Consider the following 21,951-nt stretch of genomic DNA (forward strand, 5'->3'; position numbering starts at 1 on the left):
TCGTCCGGCACGGCGCCGGCTCCCGTGCCGCCGTGCCGGACGGCTCACGCGGCCGTTCTCCCAGCGCGCCCCGCCGGAGCGTTCGCGGACGACCTCACCCCCCATCCGGACGATAGGAAAGTCGTTGTCACCCTCGCCGAACAGCCCCGCCAAATAAACCTCGCAAATACTCTCAAGACCGAATCTTTCCGGCGTTCGAATGCGGGAAAAGCCGTGCGAGCGGTGCCGCGTCCGGCCAGGATGCGGGCATGACCTTCCCGCTGATGCACGGGTACGATCACATCAACGTGGTGGCCCGGCTCGATCCGGTCGCGGACGTCCGAGATCGGGAACTCGGTGAGCGGATTCAGGGATATCCAAAGCTCTTTCCCGCGGGATCCCCCGAGTTCGGTTACGCAGTGCAATTCGGGAAAGAATGGCGGATCGGGTCGCTGGGCGCGGACGGCCCGGCCACCGCCCGCTACAACCTCGCGATCGACCTCCGCACCTCCGCCGCGCAGGAGACCGATCCCCCGACCGTCCGGGCGATGCTCGCGGCGGCCGCGCGGCTCGACCCCGAGGAGGGCGAGCAGCTCGCCAAGGACGAGTGGGAGATCGGCGACCGCCGCTACCGCGTCGTCCGGGTGGAGAAGTTCATCCTGCTCGGCGACCGGGTGATGGAGCCGCCCCGGTCCACCGACGCCGACCTCACCGCCGACGGCCTGCTGCGCGACCACCTGCTCGACCCGCCGGCGCCGTGCGGCCCGTGGGAGGCGCAGCTCCGGCTGAACCTCGTCGGGCGGCTGCCGGTCGCCGGCACCGTCCCGGACATGATCCGCACGGAGGCGCGGCACGCGATCCGCACGCACCCCGGCGTCGTGCTGCTCCCGCCCACCTTCATCGCGGTGGAGGTCGACGGCGCGGCCTGGGCCCCGCTCACCGGCGGCGACGACCCGGAGGAGGCCCGCGACCGGCTGGCGCGCCACTTCACCGACCTGATGCCGAGGCTCCGCGAGTTCCAGGGCGACACCCCGTCGGACGCCGAGCTCGCCGAGTGGACCGCGATCGCCGACGGCATCCGGGCGACGTCGGGCCACCTGTTCAGCGTCCGGGGCCGCGAGTTCCGCACGGTCCGCGTCTGCCGCATGCTCCGCCTCGGCCGCGACGGCCCCGAGGCCCCCCGCCCGTCCGACCAGGACCACTACGGCCTCCCCACCTTCGGCTGACCGACGCCGCGAAGAGGGGTCAGCCGATGTTCAGGTCTCCGTGGACGTCCCTGAGTTGGATCACCTTCCCGGCCCGGCCGTTGAGGACATTGACCACGCCGTCGTTCGTGGCGGCGGCGTTGGTCTGGGCCTGGTTCCAGAGGTTACGCAGCTCTGTGCCGAACTCGGGCTCCTCGCTCATGAGGCGTTGAACGGCGCCTGCGAGGGCGGCGATCCGGTCGGGCGCCGGATCGCCGGTCGCCCTGGCCAGGGCCTCCTCATCGGTCGGACGGCCGCGGAATCTCTCCCGGACCCGCCGGGAGAGTTCGGCGACAGCGGCCCGGACGGGTTCACCGGCGACCTCGACGGCCTTGCCCGCCATCGCGGTAGCGACTGCAACGGTCATCGGATCTGTCACCCTCACAGTTCATCATGAGGCCCGCGACAATCCAATCACCAAAACCGGCATTACTCACTGAATTTTTCCGACCAAAACGGCAATTAATGCCGACTTAAATTGCCGATCCGGAACAGCGAGAGGTAAGTTGAACAGCGGATCGGACGCGAATCCCCTCGTCCGCCATGTCATGGGATGGATCGATGGTGCAGTCTCCGGATGAACGGGACCGGTGGGCCAACGAACTGACCGGAACGATAGCGGGTTCCAGCGTCCAGGCGGGTTCCATCGCCGGCGGTGTCCATATCACCATGCCGCGCAGCGCGTCCCTTCCTGCTCCGGCTCAACTGCCGGCGCCCGGTCTGTTCGCCGGCCGCCACGATGAAATGGCGGAACTGCGGACCCGAGCAGGTCGGCAGGGGCTCGTGGTGATCACCGGACCGGGCGGTGTCGGAAAAACCACGCTGGCCCTGAACTGGGTACACGAGCTGAAAAGCGAATACGAGGGCCAGCTATTCGTCGACCTGCGTGGATTCTCCGGAGCCGAGCCGCTCCCCCCGGATGAGCCGTTGGAACGCTTCCTGCGGGCGCTGGGCGCCCTCCCGGAGGACATCCCACCCAGCATCGACGAGCAGGCGGCACTGTTCCGTTCTCTGACAACGGGACGCCGCCTTATTGTCTTTCTGGACAACGCGGTCTCGGCGGCCCAGGTAAGGCCGCTGCTGCCCGGCGCAGGCGGGTCGCTCGTTGTGGTCACCTCCCGGCGGCGGCTGTCCGGGCTCGTGGTGGACGGCGCACGCTTCGTGGACGTCGATCCGCTCGGTGTACCGGGTGCGCTGGAACTGCTGGAGCATCTTATCGGCGCGGACAGGATCGGCGCCGAACGCGAGCACGCCCGATCGCTGGTGGCACTGTGCGGGACGCTGCCGCTCGCGGTCTGCGCGTCGGGCGCCCGCCTCGCGGCCCGGCGGCGGTGGCCGCTCGCCCGCGCCGTCGCCGAGCTCGACGACGAAGCGCGCCGTCTTTCCGCCCTGCGTACGGGAGAGGGAGACATCTCGGTGGATGCCGTCTTCAACACCTCCTACAAGGCGCTCGATGATGCGCAGGCGCGCGCGTACAGGCTGCTCGGCATCCATCCCGGGCCCGACTTCGACGTGGCGACCGCCGCGGCCTTGATCGGAGCCGACGAAGACCACGCTGCCGAACTGCTGGACGGCCTGGTGGACGCCAACCTCTTACTCGAGGGTGGAGACGAGCGCTATCAGTTCCACGACCTGGTCCGGCTGCATGCTCGAGACAAGGCCCGCGAACCGGCAGCGGTGCCCGACCGCAAGACGGTGCTGGCCCGACTGGCCGACTCGTATCTGACGACCGCAGTCACCGCCGACCTCCTCCTGATGCCGGCGCGATGGCATCTAGGTGACCGTTACACCACCGGTCAGCGAAACAACACGCTCAGGGACCGCCCTGCGGCGCTGGCCTGGCTCGAACAGGAGCGCGACAATCTGGCCGCCGTGGCGCGGGAGGCGCACGAGGTCGGGCTGCATTCGGTCACATGGCAGCTCAGCGAGGCGATGTGGCCGTTGTTTCTCCACCGCAAGCACTACCGGGCGTGGATCCGGACGTACGAGCTCGGACTCGCCGCCGCCCAAAGCTGCGACGACTCGCGCGCCCAGGCGCGGATGCTGGAGGGTCTCGGCGTGGCCTGGCTCAACCTCCAGGACTTGGAGGCCGCCCGGGACCGGTACGAGGCCGCGCTCGCGTTGGAACGGCGGTCGGGCCACCGCCTCGGCGAAGCGGCAGCGCTGGAGGGGCTCGGTATAGTCGCGCTCGCCACCGGCGACCTGATGCGCGCTGTCGACCTGTTCACGGAGGCGCGGGACGTGCACGCGGCTCTCGGCCGACCGCGCGGCATCGCGCTGATGGACCGGCACATCGGCGAGGCGCTGAGCGCGGAGGGGCGGCACAGCGAGGCCGACGCGGTGCTGACCAGTGCGCTCGAGACGTTCACACGACTCGACGAGCCGTACCATCAGGCCCGGACCCTGACCTGTCTCGGCCAGGCCCGCCTGGTGGCAGGACGCCCGGACGAGGCCACCGACGCATTCCACGCGTCCCTTGGCGTCGCCCGGGAGTCCGGCGCGCGTCATGTGGAGGCCGGCGCGTTGCAGGAGCTCGCTCGGGTGGCAGCGCACCAGAATGCCCCGGCGGACGAGCGCCGCTACCTGGAGCAGGCGCTCGCCATCTACACCGAACTCGGCTCGCCGCAGGCCACGCCGGTCAGGGCGCGGCTCGGCGAGATTCCGCCTGGACGGTCGGAGTCGCCGGTGCCACCGGAGCCTGAACCCTGACCCTCGCGAGGGCATTTCCTCGAACCACGGTGAGGCGGGTAAGCGCGCCAAGCGGGCGGCCCGCCACCATCCAGGCGTGCAACACCGACGCATACGCCAACGCGTCCTCGTCCGTGCACCTCTCGCCGAGGACCGGGACGAGCCGTGCTGACCAACAGTCCGTGGCCAGGAGACATCCGTGCCGCGTGTTCTCGGCCACCACCAGACACCCCGGAACGGCCGCCCGGCGCAGGGTCGGCTCGCCGACAGCGCGAACGATCACGTCTGCGCAGGACAGCAGGCTTTGGGACGTCTCACCGGGCCCTGCCACCAGATGCTCGTCCAGCGGCGGCCGGGACGGGGGACCACTGCTTTCCAGGACGCGCACCAGCCTGAGTGCCTGGCCTCCGGCCAGGACGCGTACCGTTTCCGCGTCTCGGAACTCGGTCGGGCCTTCCCAAACCCGAACCAGCGCGGCCATCACGCCGCCCGCATGCGGGTGGGCGGACACGGCACCGGAACGGGTAACACGTCCGGCGGGCGCGCTTGGTCACGGAGCCGCATCAGCCGGTACATCTCAGCCCGGATCAGGCGGGCCGCCTCCCCGGGCCTGGAACTCAGGTCCTGACGCATCTCATCGTGAACTCGCCCGGTGAAAGCCAGCGCGGCTTCGCCGAGTTGAGAAACGAGCGGCCGAGTCCAGTCGACCCGAGGAGCGACCGTGCCGAGCCTCGCGGTATGCGTTCCAGGTGCCACGCTGTCCTCCGGGAACGCGCCGAGAAGCACCGGCACGCCCAGCGCCGCGCCGTAATACGTCACCGATCCGTGGTCGCCGATGACCCGGTCCGCGGCGACCAATGCGGCGCGCCAGCCCTCCTCCGGCGGCAGCAGCCGAACGCCGAGCCGCGTGCAGTCCGTGTGCCATGACAGCACCTGCCTCCTGCCATACCACGACCAGATGTGCGGGTGAAGTGCCGCGACGATCTGATATTCGTCGCGCGGCAGCTCGGACGCAACCCGTAGGAGCACGTCGGGGTGCGACCCGAACAGCGAGTCCCGGTCCCAGGTGGAGCTGACGAAGACGAGCCGCCGGTCGCGCTGGACGCCCAGCGCTCGCCGGTAGGCCTCGCGGTGGGGCAGGCTCGCCGTCAACCTGTCCAGACAGGGGTCTCCGCAGACGAAAGCGACGGGCCGCGCCTCCGGGCACTCGTGGTCGAGCATTCTCAGATGCCGCTCGTGCGCCAGGGCCATCGCCGAGGGCACGACCCGTCCCGCGACGACGATCCGCTCCCTGATCAGGCCCGTGACAGGTCGAGCGGCGGGTGGGCCAATGCCGCGAAGGCGGCCGAGCAGCTTGCCGGGACCGCCCCCGTGCAGGATCGTCATGACGGGCCCGTGCAGGTTCTCCAGCAATCCATGACTCGCCGCCACGACGAGGTCGAACCTGGTCGTGACCGCCTGCCGCCACGGCAGCACCAGTCCGCCGAGGTCCCGCAGATGCGAGTCCAGTCCGCCGGTGAAGATCGACGCCGGTGCGGCAGTGTAGGCGACGGCCACCCTCCGGTCGGTTTCCAGCAGCGGCATGACGTCCGCCAGCCGCGTCGCCGCCGTCAGATGGTGCGCCACCGCAAGGACGCTGCGCTGCGCCGGCATCGTCGAGCCCCTACGGGCGTCGAGCCCGAACGGACCCTGCTCCCACGAATCAGTCGTGCCGTCCATGCTCAGCCTCCTTGACAAGCGTCGATCGGATGGTCAACAGGGCACTCGATGCGGAAGGGCGGCGAAACCGGATCCGCGACCGGGATCGTCGCGGGCTGCGGCAGCCGCAGGAGCCTGTACATAGTGCGGCGTATCGCGCGGTCGAAACGCCCCGGCTCTGACGTGATCCGCCGGGCCGCCTGCCGGACGCGGTCCGGCCTCCAGTGCACCGCCGCATCGGACAGCTGCTCCAGGACAGGGCGATGCGGCATCAGCCGGACGCCGCATGCGAACGGGCTCGGGAAATCGTGTGCCACCGCATGAGGCGGCGTGTCCGTGAGCAGCACCGGAACGCCGGTGATCGTGCCGTACCGCGTCACCGGGCCCGGAGCGCCGATGATCCAGTCTGCGGCGACGAGGGCCGCACGCCAGTCCGCCTCCGGCGGCAGGAGCCCGAGACCGCCACGCAGATCGGCCACGCTGAGCCCACCTGTACAGGGATGGAGTCCCGGCTCATAGAGGCTCAGGACCTGGTGGCCGACGGGTGTCAGCTCGGCGAGCAGGCGTTGCACGAGAGTTCCCGCCTCGCATTGGACACCCGCACAACGGGCCCGGGGGGCGGCGGCCGGAAGCGCCACGACGACGAGTTTGCGATGCCGGTTCACCCCGAGTGCACGCCTGTAGAAGTCCCGGAACGGAAGGCTCGCGACGATCCGGTCATGGACGGAGTCACCGACCACGACCACCTTCGTGGCCGCGCTGTCCCCACCCGGCATAGGACGGTCCAACTCGTGAGCGCAAGCGAGGACCACCGGCCCAGCGTGCCCTCTCGCAGGCGCCTTGTGTGGCGTGGGTTCCACGTTCATCTGCGGGAGCACGATCATCGGCGCCGCCGGCCCGCCCCTGGGGGCGGGAGACGCGGCTACCACCAGTGCGAAGTCGCCGGCTCTCGCCTCACGCCAGGGTAGCGGGACGGTGCCCGCGTCCCTGAGGAGCGCGTCAGCCGCGGCCTCGGCGGGCCCCGGGAGCGCTGTGAAGAGCACCCGCAGGCGCGGATCGGCGCCTGCCAGTCGCGCCACGTCCAGGGTGGGCTGGCCGAGTTCGGGCGAGCCCACCACCACGAGCAGGGTGCGCCGATCCCCCAGGCCGCCCCACCAGCCGACATCGAAGCGGCTCAGGGCCCGGCGCCATTCGAAACCCATTGTCCCCGTCAAGGAACCCCCTTTGACCTTGGATGTTGCCATCCGTTCCTCCGTCGCGGATCGGAAATGACCCGCCCTCCGGATTCGAGTGTCGATCGGGGAACTTGACGAAACCTTGCAGTCGGCCTGACTCGGTAAGTGGGACGGCCCCTGATGGCCATGTGAACTATGACCAAAACCCTGGTCATACCGGGCGTCCGATGCAAAAATCGACTCAGGAGTACATTTCCACAAAGGGGCGCCGGTGGAGTTCCGCGTCATAGGCCCCGTTGAGCTGTGGATCGACGGCCAGCGGCGCGACCTCGGAACGACCAAGGAGCGATGCGTGCTCGCCGCGCTCTTGTTGACTCCGCGGCAACCCGTACCCACTGAGATTCTCATACGGCGGGTATGGGGCGATACCCCGCCAGCCAAAGCCCGGCAGGGTCTGCACTCGTATATGACGCGTTTGCGGCATCGGCTGGAAGGCGCCGAGGGCGCCGCCCTAGTGTCCCGGCAGGGCTCCTATCTGATCGACGTCGCGGACGAGTCAATCGATCTGCACTGTTTCCGATTGCTTCGCGACCAGGCACGGGCGATCGCCGAGAGCGGCGACGACGAGTACGCCCTGGACCACCACCGCAGGGCGGCCGCGCTCTGCCGCGCCGAACCGCTCGCCGACCTGACCGGCGACTGGGCCGAGCGCACCCGCCACCTGCTGGAGCAGGAACTGCTCGCCGCCGCCTTCTACCGCATCGATCTGGAACTCCAGCGCGGTAACCACGCCGACCTCATCCGCGAGCTTTCGGACCTCACGGAACGGCACCCGCAGGACCAGCGACCCGTCGAGCGGCTGATGGTGGCCCTGTACCGGTGCGGGCGACAGGCCGAGGCTCTGGAGGTGTACCGGCGCACCCACGACCTCCTCGTGGAGAAGTCCGGGACGGATCCGGGGCCGGGGCTCCGGCAGCTCCAGCAGCGCATCTTGCGGTCCGATCCGGCGCTGCTGCGGGTCCCCGGAACCCAGCTGAGCGTCGACCGGCGTCCGCACAACCTGCCCCACGACCCGCGGGTGTTCGTCGGACGCGACGAAGAGCTCCGGCACCTCATCGACATGGTGCCGGCCCTGCAGGACCAGGGGTCCGACAGCTCGCCAAGCGCGTCCACGGTCACCGTCATCACCCTCGACGGAATGGCTGGCGTCGGCAAGACGACGCTCGCCGTCCGCCTCGCACACCGCCTGGCGGACCACTTCCCCGACGGGCACATGTTCCTCTCGCTGCACGCGCACGACCCCCGGCAGAAGCCGCTCGAACCCGCGGACGCGCTCGACACGCTGCTCCGCATGATCGGGCTCCCTGCGACCCGGGTGCCTCGGGCGCTGGACGAGCGGGCCGCCCTGTGGCGCTCCCAACTGGCGGCAAGCCGCGCGATCCTCGTCCTGGACGACGCCACGGGCTACGACCAAGTCAGGCCGCTGCTGCCCGCGTCCGCCGGATGCCTGGTGATCGTGACCAGCCGCCGCCGGCTGACCGGGCTGCACGACTCCTGGCCGCTATCCCTGGACGTCCTGCCGGTCCGGGACGCCACGGACCTGTTCACCGGCATCGCGGGGGCCGGGCGCGCGGAGGCAGGCGACGACGTCACCGAGGTGGTCGAACGCTGCGGGCGGCTGCCGCTCGCGGTGGGCATGGCGGCGAGCCGGCTGCGGCACCGCCGCGCGTGGAGCACACGCGACCTGCTCGCCCGCCTGACTCCCGACGACCGGAGACTCGACGAGTTGCGGGACGAGGGCCGCGAGATCACCACCGTGTTCGAGGTCTCCTACCGCGGACTTCCCACACCGCTCCGGGACGCCTTCCGAGCCTTCGGGCTGCATCCCGGCCCCGATCTGACGGCGCACGCGGCCGCGGCCGCGCTCGCCCGCCCGGTCCGGGAGGCCGAGCGGATCCTGGAGGAGCTCCTCGACCGCCACCTGATCATCGAACCGGTCAGCGGCCGCTACCGCTTCCACGACCTCGTGCACGACTACGCCCGACGCCTCACCCGCGTGGCCGATCCGGACGAGGAGCGGCGCCGGACCCTCCACCGGGTTCTCGACTTCTACCTCGCCACGGCCGAGCGGGCCGACCGGCTGCTCTTTTCGCACCGCCCCGCGCGCGACCCGCTGCCGGTCGTCCCGCTCCCGGAACTCCGATCGCCGGCGGACGAGGCGGAAGCCGCCGCCTGGTTCGCCGCCGAGCACCACTGCCTGCTAAACGCCGCCGCCGAAGCCGACCGCGCCGGGCTGCCCGGCCACGTCGCCGGACTCGCCCGGGTCCTCGCCGGGTACCTGGAGTCGCAGGGGCATTGGGACACGGCGGAACGGCTCCACTCTCGCGCCATCACCGCCCTCCACGACACCGGCGACCGGCTCACACTCGGCCGCGCGTTGTCGGATCGCAGCCTCGTCCGGTTCCGCAGTGGCGAGTACGACAGCGCCCTGGACGACGCCGGAAAGGCGCTGGCGGTTTTCCGGTCGATCGACGAGCGGCACGGCGAGGCCAACATCCTCGATCACATCGGCCTCATCCTCTGGCATCGCTCCCGCTTTTCCGAGGCGCTCGCCCACGTCGAGGAAGCGCTCGCCATCTACCGGTCGTTAGGCGACCGGCGAGGCGAGGCGAAGAATCTCGACCACACCGCGATATTCCTGGAGTACAAGGGCCGGTACCGGGAGGCCGAGCGACTGCGCCTGCGGGCCCTGGCCATCTTTACCGAGATCGGGGACCCGCGCGGCGGGACGATGGCCCTCAACAACATGGGCGATCTCATGCTCCGCATGGGAGCCGTCGATCGGGCAGTGGACTACTACGGGCGGACGGCCGCCGCGGCGGCGGAACTCGGCCCCCAGCACCGGGCGATCATGCTCATCAACCTGGCCAACGTCAGCAGGCACACGGGCGACCATGAGACGGCCTTGGCGAACTACCGGAAGGCGCTCGCCCTGGCGATGGAACTGGGCGACCGGCGAACCCAGGTCGAGACACTGATCGGCATCGGTGCCACGTTCCACAATATCGGCCGATACAGTGAATCTCTTATTCACCATGAACGGGCGCTGGCGATCTCACAGTCCATCAACGAGCGGTATGAGGAGACGCTCGCCCTCCGGCATCTGGGCGAGACGCTGACGGCGTCCGGCCGTTATCCGGCCGCCGTCGACCATCTCCAGCGGGCCCGCGACCTCGCCGCCCGCATCGGCGTGCCGGACGAGATCGGCAAGACGCTGGAGAGTCTCGGCAGCGCCTTCCTGCACCTCGAGGGCCAGGACAAGACCCGGGCGTACTGGCAGGAAGCCGCGCAGATCTTCGACTCGCTCGACCTGCCCGATGCTGAGATTCTCCGAAACCGCCTCCGCCGCCTCGACGAGGCCACGGGGACGTAAGGATTGATCCGCGCACTAAAACACCAATTGCGCTAATTCGTGCAAAATTCTGACATAAGCCCCATAATCGTATTGATCGCTCGACTTGCCGATCAGTCATCCCGTCCCGCCCTCAAACCCCCTATACTTTCCTTACGACCCGAGGAACCTTCGGATTCATTGGAGAGGATAGGCTTTCCACGATGAAACGCCTCCTGATATTTCCCCTGACGGCTGCCCTCTGGGTGCTCACAACGGAGGTGGCGCACGCCGCTGGAACGGTGCACATGACCTGAGCTGCTCAACTGCGCATCAGGTGGGTTCGCCAAGTGCGGGCCCACCCGATCGCTGTTGGGGCGGCTCTCCGCGATGTCTATCGCAAACGTCGATGTATCTTGCACCGATGTTAGCGTGCGAGCATCCAGGTTTTAACCGTGCGCGCGCCATGATCAATCGCACCGTGGTCAACGAGAGGGCGAGCGAATGGCGCGTAAGCAGGTGGCTGCGGCGGCGGCAGTCGTGGCGGTCGGCTTTGGAGGGATTCCGGCGCGAGCCGATGTGCCCCCGCCGCCGGGCGGCGACGGGGCGGGGTCGGGTGAGCGGGCGGACGCGGCGGGGGCGCGGGCCCGGGTCTCGGCCGAGGTCGGGGACGTGCGGTTCACCTCCTCGGAGAAGCTCGCGTCCGGCGCGACGTTCCGCAGGTTCGAGACGTCCGGGGCCGGCGGCCGGGTCGCCGGGGATCTGGTGGGCGTCGACCTGCGCAGGGCCGGGGTCGGCCTCCTGCGGCCGCCCGTGGTCGCCGCGCGGCGCACGGTGTCGGCGATGGCGGACGCGCAGCACGCCGTGGCGGGCGTGAACGGCGACTTCTTCAACATCAGCGAGACCCATTCCGGGGTGCCGCCCACGGGGTCGTCGTCCGGGCCGGAGGTGGACGGCGGCCGCCCGCTCAAGGGGGCCGTCCCGGACGGGCAGCGGTTCGGCCCCCCGCTGCCGCCCGGCACGTCCGCCGAGGACGTCATCGGAGTCGGCGCCGACCGGCGGGGGCACATGGCGCGCCTGCGCCTGACCGGGACGGTCCGCTCCGGCAAGACGTCCATCGCCCTGCGCGGCCTCAACCAGTACGCGCTCCCGGTCGGCGGCGTCGGGGCGTTCGGCCCCGCATGGGGGGAGGTGTCCCGGCAGCGCGCGGTATGCGGGACGGACAAGGTGCGCAACGACCCGTGCAGCACGAACACCGCCGAGGTGACCGTGCGCCGGGGCGTGGTGACGGGGGTCTCCGGCACGGTGGGCGGCGGCGCGATCCCGTCCGGCACGACCGTGCTGGTCGGGAGGGAGAAGGGCGCCGAGGCGCTGCGCCGCCTCAAGCCCGGCGACCGGGTGCGGGTCTCCTACCGCTTCACCGGGCCGGTCCGCTTCCGGTTCGCCGTCGGCGGGTTCCCGATCCTGCGGAACGGCAGGCCGCTGGACGGCCTGAGCGCCACCGGCCCGGCGCCGCGCACGGCCGCCGGGGTGAGCCGCGACGGCCGCCGCTTCTACCTCGTGGTGGTGGACGGAAGGTCCGAGCAAAGCGGCGGGGTGACCGTCGCCGAGCTGGCTTCCCTGCTGGACAAGGCGGGTGCCGACGACGCCGTGAACCTCGACGGCGGCGGTTCGTCGACGTTCGTCGCGCGATCCCCCGGCGAGCCCTCGGTGACCGTCCGCAACGCCCCCTCGGACGGATCAGAACGCGCGGTCGCCAACGGCATCGGCGTCTTCACACCGGGCGCCCGGCGCTGAAAGGGCCCACGGCCGCTCGCTGGAGGCACTGGCGTCGAGGACGAGGGACGGTGCCCCGCATCGCATGCCCCACCGATCACCCGTCGCGCACGAACGCCTGGCGCGGGGGGCTAGGACGGCTTCTTGTCCTGGTGGCGCTTGTCGCGGACGTAGATGATGTTCGCCTTGCCGTCACCGGGGCTGCGGCGGTCCAGGACGAACAGGGTCGTCGCGGCGATCAACTCGTTGAGCTTCACGTAGCCGTAGTTGCGGGAGTCGAACTCGGGGCGCTGCTTGGTGATGATGTGGCCGACGGACGCGAGGGCGGCCCACCCGTCCTCGTCGGACGCCGCCTCCACGGCGTTGCGGAGAAGGTTGACGAGGGCGGCGTCCTTCTTCAGCTTGGCGGCCGGTGTCGGGGGCGCCGGTTTGAGCGTCACGGCGGTCGGGGTGGTCGAACTCTGGTCGTACAGCAGGTTCTCGATGTAGATGAACTTGTCGCACGCCGCCACGAAGGGCTTGGGCGTCTTGCGTTCACCGAACCCGTACACCGTGAGGCCCGACTCACGGATGCGCGCGGCCAGGCGGGTGAAGTCGCTGTCACTGGAGACGAGGCAGAACCCGTCGAAGCGGTCCGAGTACAGCAGGTCCATCGCGTCGATGACCATCGCCGCGTCGGTCGCGTTCTTGCCCTTGGTGTAGGCGAACTGCTGGATCGGCTGGATCGACTGGTCGAGCAGCTGCTCCTTCCAGCCCCGCAGGCTGGTGCCGGTCCAGTCGCCGTAGGCGCGCTTGACGTGCGCGGTCCCGTACTTCGCGACCTCGGCCAGCAGCGCCTCGACGATCGCGGGCTGCGCGTTGTCGGAGTCGATGAGCACCGCCAGCCTGGCAGTGTTCTCGCTGACCATACGCGCCCCCCGAAAGCCTCCGCCCCGCTCGCCCCGAGCGGGTTCACCATGTCAAAGGTCGTACACCCCTTGCTCGACCTGCGCCGGCAAGGCGACCCCGGCCTCATTATCCAAGGCCGGGACCCCACCCGCAGGCTCCTTGCCGTCCCGCACCTCGCCGACCATGAGGTTGTTCCGTGGCCGAGGATGCCGAGGACGGCCTATCATCTCCGTCCCAAGGTCAGAAGCGGCTACTGGCCGCGCCACCCGGAGGAGACCCGGCATGACGGTCCAGCGGATGGACAACGTCCTCATCGTCGTCGACGACCTTGAGGCCGTCATCGCGTTCTTCGTCGAACTGGGCCTGGAGCTGGAGGGCCAGGGGCCACTCGAATGGCGCGGGGCCGAGCGTGTCATCGGGCTCGACGACGTCCGGCAGGACGTCGCCATGCTGCGGGTCCCGGACGGCCCCGGGCGAGTGGAGCTGGCGAGGTTCCACAGGCCGAAGGCCATCACCCCCGAACCGAAGGACGCGCCGGCGAACACGCTCGGGCTTCGTCGCGTCATGTTCGCCGTCGACGACATCGAGGACGTCGTCGCCCGCCTGCGGGCCCGCGGCGCCGAACTCGTCGGCGAGATCGTGCAGTACGAGAACATCTACCGGCTCTGCTACGTCCGCGGCCCCGAGGGCATCGTCGTCGGACTCGCCGAGCAGCTGAGCTGAGAGCCGCCGACGCGGACCCGCACTTGGCGGGCCTACTCCGCAGGTCCGGCCTGTAAGGTCGGCACGCATGACAGCAGAATCACCGGCGCAGACCGTACAGCGTTTGTTCCCGCTGCTCGCCGAGGGGAAGAGCGCGGAGGCGGCGGCGTTGTTCGCCGACTCGGTGTCATTCTCGATCCCGCACCCGCCGGGCATTCCGTGGGTACCGGAGGTCGACTCGGCGGACGGCATGCGGGCGTTCTTCGAGCTGCTTCAGACCCATGTGCAGGCCAAAGAACTCGACCTCCACCAGGTCGTCGCCGAGGGCGACGATGTCGTGCTCATCGGGCACATGGTCTCCGAGGTCAAGAAGACGGGCCGGGACATCGACACCGCGTTCGTCCTGCACACCACGGTCCGGGACGGGCGGATCACCCGCTACCACCTCTACGAGGACACCTACGCCGTCGCCAAGGCCTACTTCGGCGACTGACCGTCCGTCCGGCTCGCGCGACCGCTTCCCGCGCGAGCCGGACGTGATCCTGGCCAGGGCCACCGCGACTCGGCTTCGACCGGCCGGTGGCCCTGCTCCTTCTCGAATTCTCGGTCACCTGACCGACGGCGAGGACCCCGCAGGCATCCTCGCCCGCGTGATCGCCTGTGACGTCGAGGCGGGCGGTGTCGCCCACAACCTCCGCTCCCCCGAGCGGGCGCGCATCTTGCCGCCCCTGCCGCCCTCCCAGACGAGGCCGGGGACGGTCGTCACGGCGGGCGGCCCATGAGCCCCACGAACGAAGATTCCGCAGACGCGAAAGCGGCGGCGCCCCGAAGGTCTTCCGGCCGCCTGGATCTCACTGGGCGGGAGGGGGAGGCGGGGGTGGCGAGGGGCGGTTACTCTACCAAACAGTTGTTAGAAAGAGGGTCGCATGGATCTTGAGTTCGGGGCGGCGGACGAGGAGTTCCGCGGCGAGGTGCGGGCGTGGCTGCGCGAGCACGTCCCGGCGCGCCCCCTCCCGTCGCTGGAGACCGGGGAGGGCTTCGCGGCGCACCGGGAATGGGAGCGGACGCTCGGGGCGGCGCGGCTGGGCGTGGTGTCGTGGCCGGAGGAGTACGGCGGGCGCGGCGCGTCGGTGCTGCAATGGCTGGTCTTCGAGGAGGAGTACTACGCGGCGGGGGCGCCGGGACGGGTCAGCCAGAACGGCATCAACCTGCTGGCGCCGACGCTGCTCAAGCACGGGACGCCCGAGCAGCTCGCGCGGATCCTGCCGCCGATGGCGGCCGGCGAGGTGATCTGGGCGCAGGCGTGGTCGGAGCCGGGCGCGGGCAGTGACCTGGCGGCCCTGCGGTCGACGGCGACCCGCACCGACGGCGGATGGCTGCTGGACGGGCAGAAGACGTGGAGTTCGCGCGCCGCGTTCGCCGACCGGGGGTTCGGGCTGTTCCGGTCCGATCCCGAGTCGTCCGGAAACGAGCGGAGCGAACCGGGGGGTGTGGGGGGTCGTCCCCCCACAGTGAACAGACACAAGGGGCTCACCTATGTGATGTTCCCGCTGGACACCGAGGGCGTGACGGTCCGCCCGATCGGGCGGCTGGACGGCAAGCCCGCGTTCGCCGAGCTGTTCCTCGACAGTGTCTTCGTCCCCGACGAGGACGTCATCGGCACGGCCGGGGACGGCTGGCGGGTCGCGATGGCCACCGCCGGCAACGAGCGCGGCCTCACGCTGCGCAGCCCCGGGCGGTTCACCGCGGCGGCCGAGCGGCTCGTCGAGCTGTGGAAGGAGCGCGCGGACACCTCCGGCGACGCGCTGCGGGACCGGGTCGCGGACGCCTGGATCAGGGCGCGGGCCTACCGGCTCAAGGGGTTCGAGACGGTCTCGCGGGACGACGACATCGGCGCGGAGTCGAGCCTGAACAAGGTGTTCTGGTCGGAGCTGGACGTGGCGCTGCACGAGACCGCGCTCGACCTGCTCGGCCCGGACGGCGAGCTGGAGTCCGAGTGGCTGGAGAACTACGTGTTCTCGCTGGCCGGGCCCATCTACGCGGGCACGAACGAGATCCAGCGCAACGTGATCGCCGAGCGGCTGCTCGGCCTGCCGAGGGGGTCCCGGTGAAGTTCGTTCTCTCCGCCGAGCAGCGGATGTTCGGCGAGACGCTGCGCAAGCTGCTGGGCGGGCCCGGCACCGCCGAGGCGGCCCGCGCCTGGGCGGACGGGGACGCCGGGCCGGGGCGCGCGCTGTGGTCGGCGGTCGCCGAGGCCGGGGCGTTCGCGGTGGCCGTCCCGGAGGAGGCGGGCGGCGCCGGACTGCTGCCGGTCGAACTGGCCGTCGCGGCGGAGGAGCTGGGGCGGGCCGCCGCGCCCGGCCCCTACGTGGAGACGCTCGCCGCCGCCGAGCTGCTCGGCGGGTCGCCGTGGCTGCCGCGCATCGCCGAGGGCGAGGCGGTCGTGACGCTCGCCGTCCCGCACGCGCTGGACGCCGACGTCGCCGACCTGGTGCTCACCGTCGACGGCGTCGAGCGCAGGGCGACCGGGGCGGCCGTGACGTCGCTCGACCCGGCGCGGCGGCTGTTCCGCGTCCCCGAGGGGGCGGGGTTCACCGACCTCGGCGTGCTGCTGTGCGCGGCGCAGCAGGTCGGGCTCGGGCGGGCGCTGCTGGAGGTGTCCGTCGAGTACGCCAGGACCCGGCGGCAGTTCGGCCGCCCGATCGGCGAGTACCAGGCGATCAAGCACCATCTGGCGAGCGCGATGGTCGAGCTGGAGTTCGCCCGCCCGCTGGTGTACGGGGCGGCGCTGGCGTACGGGACGCCGGACTTCGCGCGGGACGTGTCCGCCGCGAAGGTCGCCGCGTCCGAGGCGTCCTACGGGATGGCCAAGACCGCGCTCCAGGTGCACGGCGCGATCGGCTACACCGACGAGTACGACCCGTCGCTGTGGATCCGCAAGGCGCGGGCCCTGTACTCGGCGTGGGGCACCGTGGCCGAGCACAGGGCGCGGGTCGTCGCCGCGCTCTAGACGCGGTCAGAGGCGCTCCTTGAGCTTCACGCGCCAGATCTTGCCGGACGCGGTCTTCGGGAGGTCGTCCACGAAGACGACCTCCCGGGGGACCTTGAAGTTCGCGAGCCGCTCCCGGCAGTGCGCGACCAGCTCGTCCTGCGTGGCCGTCCTGCCGTGGCGGAGCCGGACGTAGGCGCGCCCCACCTCGCCCATGCGCGCGTCCGGGACGCCGACGACGCCCGACTCGGCGACGGCGTCGTGGCGGGCGAGGACGTTCTCGACCTCGGCCGGGTACACGTTGAATCCGCCGACGACGTACATCTCCTTGGTGCGGCCGGTGATGGTGATGTTGCCGCGCCCGTCGACGCGCCCGCGGTCGCCGGTGTCGAGCCAGCCGTCGCGGACCGTCTCGGCGGTCGCCTCCGGGTCGTCCAGGTAGCCCTTCATGACGTTGTAGCCGCGGACGAGGATCGCGCCGTCGGTCCCGGCCGGGACCCGCTCGCCCTCGCCGTCGACGATCGCGACCTCGACGTCGGCGATGGGCCTGCCGGACGTGGTGGAGATGGTCTCGTCGTCGTCGTCCACGGAGCACGCCGAGACCGTGCCGGACGACTCCGTCAGCCCGTACGCGGTCACGACCTGCGGGAACAGCTCGTCCTTGATACGCCGCACCAGCGCGACGGGCACGTCCCCCGCGCCCGTCACCGCCAGCCGGAGGGACGACAGGTCGCGCTCGTCCCGGCCGGGGGCGTCCAGGAGCGCGGTGTAGATGGTCGGCGGCCCCGGCAGGACGGTGATCCTCTCCCGCTCGATGAGCCGCAGCGTCTCCGGGACGTCGAACGTGCGCTGCAGCACCATCGTGGCGCCCTGCATCACGCACGCCAGCACGCCGGCCTTGTAGCCGAACGTGTGGAACATCGGGTTCACGATGAGGTAGCGGTCGCCGGCCCGCACGCCGGTGCGGCCCGCCCACGCCTGGTAGGTGCGGACGTTCTGCTCGTGCGTGACCATGGCGCCCTTGGGCCTGCCGGTGGTCCCGGAGGTGAACAGGATGTCGGCGACGTCGTCCGGCGCGACGGCCGCCGCCCGCGCGTCCGCCTCGTCCGGGGGCGCCGCCTTGGCGGTGAAGTCGTCCCAGGAGATCACTCCCGGGCGCGCGGCGCCGTTGAAGGTGACGACCGTCCGCAGCGCGGGCAGCCCGGGGACGCCGGATCCGTCCGCGCCGAGCATGCCGGGATAGTCGATGCCGAGGAACCCGTCCTCCACGAACAGGATCTTCGCCCCGGCCTTGGAGAGCGGCCACCGGGCCTCGTCGCCCTTGTAGCGGGTGTTGAGCGGGACGAGCGTCGCGCCCGCGCCGAGCGCGCCGAGCACGGTGACGATCCAGCGCAGGCCGTTCGGCGCCCAGACGGCGATGCGGTCCCCCGGCTCGATCCCCGCGCCGGCGAACGCGCCCGTCGCCTGGCGGACCTGCTCCCGCAGCTCGGCGTAGGTGACCCGGACGTCCCCGTCCACGACCGCCTCCGCGTCCGGAAACTCCCTCGCCGCCCGCGCCACCAACCCCGGAACCGTCAGCTCGCTCATGAGCCACCATCATCCCGGCCGCGCCCCCGCCCGGCCGCCGACGTCCCGGTGACCGGTACGCCGGTCTCGTCCGCACGCGCGCAAGGTGTAGGCGCGGTCTGGACCCATCCGGCCCGCGTCCGGGTTGCCGAAGATCGCGTGGCGCGGACGATCTTCACCGAGATGCGACCGACGGTCGCCCAACCGAAAGGATCGACGCGATGCATCACGCCACGCTCTGCGCCACGCCGTACCCGCCTCCGCTTCCGAAGCCGCCGCAGACCCCGGGCGGGCCGGGGGCGCCGCGGCCGCCGGCGGCGCTGTGAGCACCAGCGCTGAGTAAGGGCTCCGCCTGGGCGGAACCCTGATATCGAATCCCGGTGGGGTGGTCGTGCGCCACTCCCACCGGGACTCTTCTCTCTTTGCAGGTCGTCGCCTCAGGTCGGAGGCCTGGCCGTCGCGCGCGTGCCGCTCGCCTGACCGGCGACGATGTGAGGACTATTCACATTTTCTCGGATCGGTGTTTCACTCGGCTGAGAGCCACTGGACGTCTCCCCGGCCGAGGTGCCCCATGCCCGTCCGCCGTGCCACCTGCGTTCCGATCCTCCTCGTTCTCCTGCTCGCTCTTCTGCCCGTCCCCCGCGCGCATGCGGAGGGCGAACCGCGCGAGGTGCGCGGCTACATCGACGCCCACAGCCACCTGATGGCGTACGAGGCGTTCGGCGGCGCGCTCATGTGCGGCAAGCCGTTCGACCCGCGCGGCATCCAGGAGGCGCTGCGCGACTGCCCCGACCACGCCGGCAACGGGGTGCTCGCCTGGTGGGAGAACTTCCTCAGGTACGGCAGCCCGTTCGGGACCCACGACCCGACCGGCTGGCCGACGTTCAAGGACTGGCCCGCCTACGATTCCCGCACCCACCAGCAGGTCTACTACGAATGGCTGGAGCGGTCCTGGCGGGCCGGGCAGCGCGTCCTCGTCAACCACCTGGTGGACAACCGGCAGCTCTGCGAGATCTATCCGCTCAAGCGCACCCCCTGCGACGAGATGGCCTCGATCCGGGTCCAGGCGCAGCGGATGCGGGAGATGCAGAGCTTCATCGACGAGCGCAGCGGCGGCCCCGGCAAGGGCTGGTTCCGGATCGTGCGCGACTCGGCGCAGGCCCGCCAGGTCATCGAGGAGGGCAAGCTCGCCGTCGTCCTCGGCATCGAGACCTCCGAGCCGTTCGGCTGCCGGCTCGTGGGCGGCGCCCCGGCCTGCACCCGCGCCGACATCGACCGGGGTCTGGACGAGGCGCGGAGCCTCGGCGTGGCCTCGATGTTCGTGTGCCACAAGTACGACAACGCGCTGTGCGGCGTGCGGTTCGACGGCGGCGTGGCGGGCGCGTTCGTCAACCTCGCCAACTTCGTCGGCACCGGGCGGTTCTGGCAGGCCGAGACGTGCAAGGGCCCCGCCCACGACAACACGATCGCCCCGGCGGGCGAGGTCGGCGACGCCCTCGAACCGATCCTGAAGCTGCTCGGGCTCGCGGGGATCACGCTCCCGATCTATCCGAGCGCCCCGCACTGCAACGTCCGGGGGCTCAGCGACCTCGGCGCGTACATGATCCAGGGGATGATGAAGCGGCACATGATCGTCGAGATCGACCACATGAGCGCCAAGGCCGCCGGCCAGGCCCTCGGCGTCCTGGAGGCCGCGCGGTACCCCGGCGTCATCTCGTCCCACAGCTGGATGGACGCGACCTACCTGCCCCGCGTCTACCGGCTCGGCGGCATGGTGGCCGGGTACGGGAGCGCGGCCGACCGGTTCACCGACGAGTGGCGGCGCAACAAGGCCCAGCGCGATCCCGCCCGCCCGTTCGGCTACGGGTACGGGCTCGACGCCAACGGCATGGGCGCGCTGCCGGAGCCCCGCACGGGCGGTGACGCGGGCCCGCTGCGCTATCCCTTCACCTCGCCGATCGACCCGGCGGTGAAGCTCGACCGCCTCCGCGCCGGGCTGCGCACCTGGGACCTCAACACCGACGGCGTCGCGAACTACGGCCTCGTCCCCGACTGGATCGCCGACCTCCGCGCGGTGGGCGGACCGGAGATCACCGAGGACATGGCGCGCGGCGCGGAGGTCTACCTGCGGCTGTGGCGCGGCGCCGAGACCGCGCCCTCCTGAAAGATCGGTAGCCTGGGGCCATGCGTTGACCCCTGCCCGCGAGCCGGGCACCGCCGACGTCTCCTTCGTGACACCCGACCGAGAACGGAACCCACGAAGGAGACGTCACCATGAACACGTCGATCCGCATCGACGTCCCCGAGGCGCTGGCCGCCTCGTACAGCAAGCACAGCGGCGCGTCCGGGCGCGCCTGGATCGCCGCGCTGCCCGACCTGGCCGCCGGCTTCCTGGACCGCTGGACCCTGCGCCTGGACGGTCCGGGACGGCACGGCATGGCCTCGCTCGTGCTCCCGGTGACCCGCGCGGACGGCACGCCGGCCGCGCTCAAGCTCCAGACGGTCACCGACGAGCACGCCACCGAACCGGTGGGCCTGCGCGTATGGGACGGCGACGGGGCGGTGCGCCTGCTCGACCACGACCCGGACACCGGCACGATGCTGCTCGAACGCCTGGACGCGACCCGGCCGCTGTCATCGGTGCCCGACGACGACACCGCCGTGGGAGTCCTGGCCGAACTGCTGGTGCGCCTGGTCGCGCGGCCCGCGCCCGAGGGGTTGCGCCACCTGGCCGACATCGCCGCCGCCATGCTCGACCAGGTTCCCGCCGCCGTGCCCGTGCTGGGCGACCCGGCCGACCGGCGGCTGGTGCGGACGTGCGCGTCCGCCGTGGCCGAACTGGTCGGCGAACCCGGCGACCGCCTGCTGCACTGGGACCTGCACTACGACAACGTCCTCGCCGGGGAGCGGGAACCCTGGCTGGCCATCGACCCGAAGCCCCTCGCCGGCGACCCCGGCTTCGACCTGCTGCCGGCGCTGGACAACCGCTGGGACGAGGTGGTCGCGAGCGGCGACGTCACCCGCACGGTCCTGCGCCGCTTCGACCTGCTGACCGAGGCCCTCGGCCTGGACAGGCGGCGGGCGACCGGCTGGACGCTCGGCCGCGTGCTGCAGAACGCGCTGTGGGACGTCGAGGACGGCGAGACCGCCCTGGACCCCGCCCAGGTCGCCATCGCCACCACTCTCCTCCGCCACCGGGCCGGATGACCTGGGAGAGGCGGGCCGTTGCTCAGGCGCGGCGGGTCGCGAGGCCCGGGTACTCCAGCACGAACCCCGCGTCGTCGTAGACGAGCCGGGCGGTGAAGTCGAACGCGGGGGCCGCGTAGTCGTAGGCGGCGCGGCCCCCGCGCGTGTAGGTCTGTTCGAGCCGGCCGACGCTCAGATCGGCGGCCCGGACGTAGACCGCCGGGACCTCCGCGGTGCCGCCGGCGGGCAGGTCGAGCCGGTGCACCGGAAGCGCGTTGGTCATCGCCGAGGACTCCAGGTCGACGTCCAGGCAGCCGTCCAGGTCGGGCGCGGGCCGGCCGTCGACCGTCCAGCGTCCCTCCCGGACCTGGCGGACGACCACCTCTCCCGGACCCCCGTCGAGCAGGTTCGAGACCCTGGCGGAGCGGGTGCGCCAACGCCCGTCGACCTCGATCACGTAGTCCACGGTCCACGGCGCGCCGTCCTCCACGGCGGTCGTCGTGCCGTGCAGCCGCCAGCCTCCGCCCGACCGCGCGATCTGGAGGACCTCGAAGCCGGTGCGCGCCTCACGATGCTGCCAGGCGGCCGTTTCCGGGGGTTCCGCGAACGTCATGCCCGCCATCCTGTCACCAGGGGAGGACACCAGCAGGGCCGGTCGGAGGACGCCGC

Annotated in this window: 17 protein-coding genes; 11 read left to right on the plus strand and 6 right to left on the minus strand. The window is 71.2% G+C overall.

Annotated features, from left to right (window positions below; genetic code table 11):
- Window positions 1-248 precede the first annotated feature (248 nt).
- Complete coding sequence (locus AB0H37_RS02675) at window positions 249-1,205, plus strand: DUF5954 family protein (RefSeq protein ID WP_329086654.1); 957 nt, start codon at window positions 249-251, stop codon at window positions 1,203-1,205.
- 19 nt (window positions 1,206-1,224) lie between these two features.
- Here the strand turns inward: AB0H37_RS02675 and AB0H37_RS02680 are convergent, their stop codons facing one another.
- Window positions 1,225-1,590 carry a hypothetical protein gene (locus AB0H37_RS02680; protein ID WP_360610907.1) on the minus strand — a complete coding sequence of 122 codons (366 nt, stop codon included), beginning with the start codon at window positions 1,588-1,590 and terminating at the stop codon, window positions 1,225-1,227.
- 194 nt (window positions 1,591-1,784) lie between these two features.
- On the opposite strand from AB0H37_RS02680, the gene AB0H37_RS02685 reads away from it, so the two are divergent.
- The gene (locus tag AB0H37_RS02685) at window positions 1,785-3,932 is read left to right on the plus strand and encodes a tetratricopeptide repeat protein (RefSeq protein ID WP_360610909.1); all 2,148 of its coding nucleotides are present in this window, start codon (window positions 1,785-1,787) and stop codon (window positions 3,930-3,932) included.
- A gap of 459 nt (window positions 3,933-4,391) precedes the next feature.
- Here AB0H37_RS02685 and AB0H37_RS02690 read toward each other — a convergent pair whose 3' ends face one another.
- Window positions 4,392-5,630, minus strand: a complete 1,239-nt coding sequence (locus AB0H37_RS02690; protein WP_360610911.1) for a hypothetical protein — start codon at window positions 5,628-5,630, stop codon at window positions 4,392-4,394.
- A 2-nt stretch (window positions 5,631-5,632) separates the two neighbouring features.
- The gene (locus AB0H37_RS02695) at window positions 5,633-6,853 is read right to left on the minus strand and encodes a hypothetical protein (RefSeq protein WP_360610913.1); all 1,221 of its coding nucleotides are present in this window, start codon (window positions 6,851-6,853) and stop codon (window positions 5,633-5,635) included.
- A gap of 202 nt (window positions 6,854-7,055) precedes the next feature.
- Between AB0H37_RS02695 and AB0H37_RS02700 the strand changes: the two genes are divergently transcribed.
- Together AB0H37_RS02700 and AB0H37_RS02705 are read left to right on the plus strand one after the other, a co-directional pair.
- The gene (locus tag AB0H37_RS02700; protein WP_360610915.1) at window positions 7,056-10,217 is read left to right on the plus strand and encodes a tetratricopeptide repeat protein; all 3,162 of its coding nucleotides are present in this window, start codon (window positions 7,056-7,058) and stop codon (window positions 10,215-10,217) included.
- 462 nt (window positions 10,218-10,679) lie between these two features.
- Window positions 10,680-11,972: a phosphodiester glycosidase family protein gene (locus tag AB0H37_RS02705; RefSeq protein WP_360610917.1), complete on the plus strand. Its 1,293-nt coding sequence runs from the start codon at window positions 10,680-10,682 to the stop codon at window positions 11,970-11,972.
- A 110-nt stretch (window positions 11,973-12,082) separates the two neighbouring features.
- On the opposite strand, the gene AB0H37_RS02710 is transcribed toward AB0H37_RS02705, so the two are convergent.
- The gene (locus tag AB0H37_RS02710) at window positions 12,083-12,859 is read right to left on the minus strand and encodes an NYN domain-containing protein (RefSeq protein WP_179837024.1); all 777 of its coding nucleotides are present in this window, start codon (window positions 12,857-12,859) and stop codon (window positions 12,083-12,085) included.
- A 262-nt stretch (window positions 12,860-13,121) separates the two neighbouring features.
- On the opposite strand from AB0H37_RS02710, the gene AB0H37_RS02715 reads away from it, so the two are divergent.
- The 5 genes from AB0H37_RS02715 (at window position 13,122) to AB0H37_RS02735 (ending at window position 16,551) form a co-directional block, all read left to right on the plus strand.
- Window positions 13,122-13,562 carry a VOC family protein gene (locus AB0H37_RS02715; protein WP_329086651.1) on the plus strand — a complete coding sequence of 147 codons (441 nt, stop codon included), beginning with the start codon at window positions 13,122-13,124 and terminating at the stop codon, window positions 13,560-13,562.
- A gap of 67 nt (window positions 13,563-13,629) precedes the next feature.
- The gene (locus AB0H37_RS02720; protein ID WP_360610920.1) at window positions 13,630-14,034 is read left to right on the plus strand and encodes a nuclear transport factor 2 family protein; all 405 of its coding nucleotides are present in this window, start codon (window positions 13,630-13,632) and stop codon (window positions 14,032-14,034) included.
- Between the two features lie 157 nt (window positions 14,035-14,191).
- Window positions 14,192-14,323 carry a hypothetical protein gene (locus AB0H37_RS02725; RefSeq protein WP_360610922.1) on the plus strand — a complete coding sequence of 44 codons (132 nt, stop codon included), beginning with the start codon at window positions 14,192-14,194 and terminating at the stop codon, window positions 14,321-14,323.
- Between the two features lie 144 nt (window positions 14,324-14,467).
- Window positions 14,468-15,652, plus strand: coding sequence for an acyl-CoA dehydrogenase family protein (locus AB0H37_RS02730; protein WP_360610924.1), 1,185 nt, complete (start codon window positions 14,468-14,470; stop codon window positions 15,650-15,652).
- Window positions 15,649-16,551, plus strand: a complete 903-nt coding sequence (locus AB0H37_RS02735) for an acyl-CoA dehydrogenase family protein (RefSeq protein WP_329086645.1) — start codon at window positions 15,649-15,651, stop codon at window positions 16,549-16,551. Before AB0H37_RS02730 ends, AB0H37_RS02735 begins: the two co-directional genes overlap by 4 nt.
- 6 nt (window positions 16,552-16,557) lie before the next feature.
- Here AB0H37_RS02735 and AB0H37_RS02740 read toward each other — a convergent pair whose 3' ends face one another.
- Window positions 16,558-18,117 carry a FadD3 family acyl-CoA ligase gene (locus AB0H37_RS02740; protein WP_360610926.1) on the minus strand — a complete coding sequence of 520 codons (1,560 nt, stop codon included), beginning with the start codon at window positions 18,115-18,117 and terminating at the stop codon, window positions 16,558-16,560.
- Window positions 18,118-18,667: 550 nt separating this feature from the next.
- Here AB0H37_RS02740 and AB0H37_RS02745 point away from each other — a divergent pair.
- Both AB0H37_RS02745 and AB0H37_RS02750 read left to right on the plus strand, forming a co-directional pair.
- Complete coding sequence (locus tag AB0H37_RS02745; RefSeq protein ID WP_329086641.1) at window positions 18,668-20,260, plus strand: Coagulation factor 5/8 type domain-containing protein; 1,593 nt, start codon at window positions 18,668-18,670, stop codon at window positions 20,258-20,260.
- Between the two features lie 110 nt (window positions 20,261-20,370).
- On the plus strand, window positions 20,371-21,303 hold the full coding sequence (locus AB0H37_RS02750) for an aminoglycoside phosphotransferase family protein (RefSeq protein WP_360610928.1): 933 nt from the start codon (window positions 20,371-20,373) through the stop codon (window positions 21,301-21,303).
- A 22-nt stretch (window positions 21,304-21,325) separates the two neighbouring features.
- Here the strand turns inward: AB0H37_RS02750 and AB0H37_RS02755 are convergent, their stop codons facing one another.
- A complete protein-coding gene (locus tag AB0H37_RS02755; protein WP_329086637.1) occupies window positions 21,326-21,895 on the minus strand; it encodes a putative glycolipid-binding domain-containing protein in 570 nt (189 codons plus the stop codon).
- Window positions 21,896-21,951: the final 56 nt, after the last annotated feature.

It is taken from the genome of Actinomadura sp. NPDC023710, assembly GCF_040639875.1.
Taxonomy (GTDB): Bacteria; Actinomycetota; Actinomycetes; order Streptosporangiales; family Streptosporangiaceae; genus Spirillospora; species Spirillospora citrea.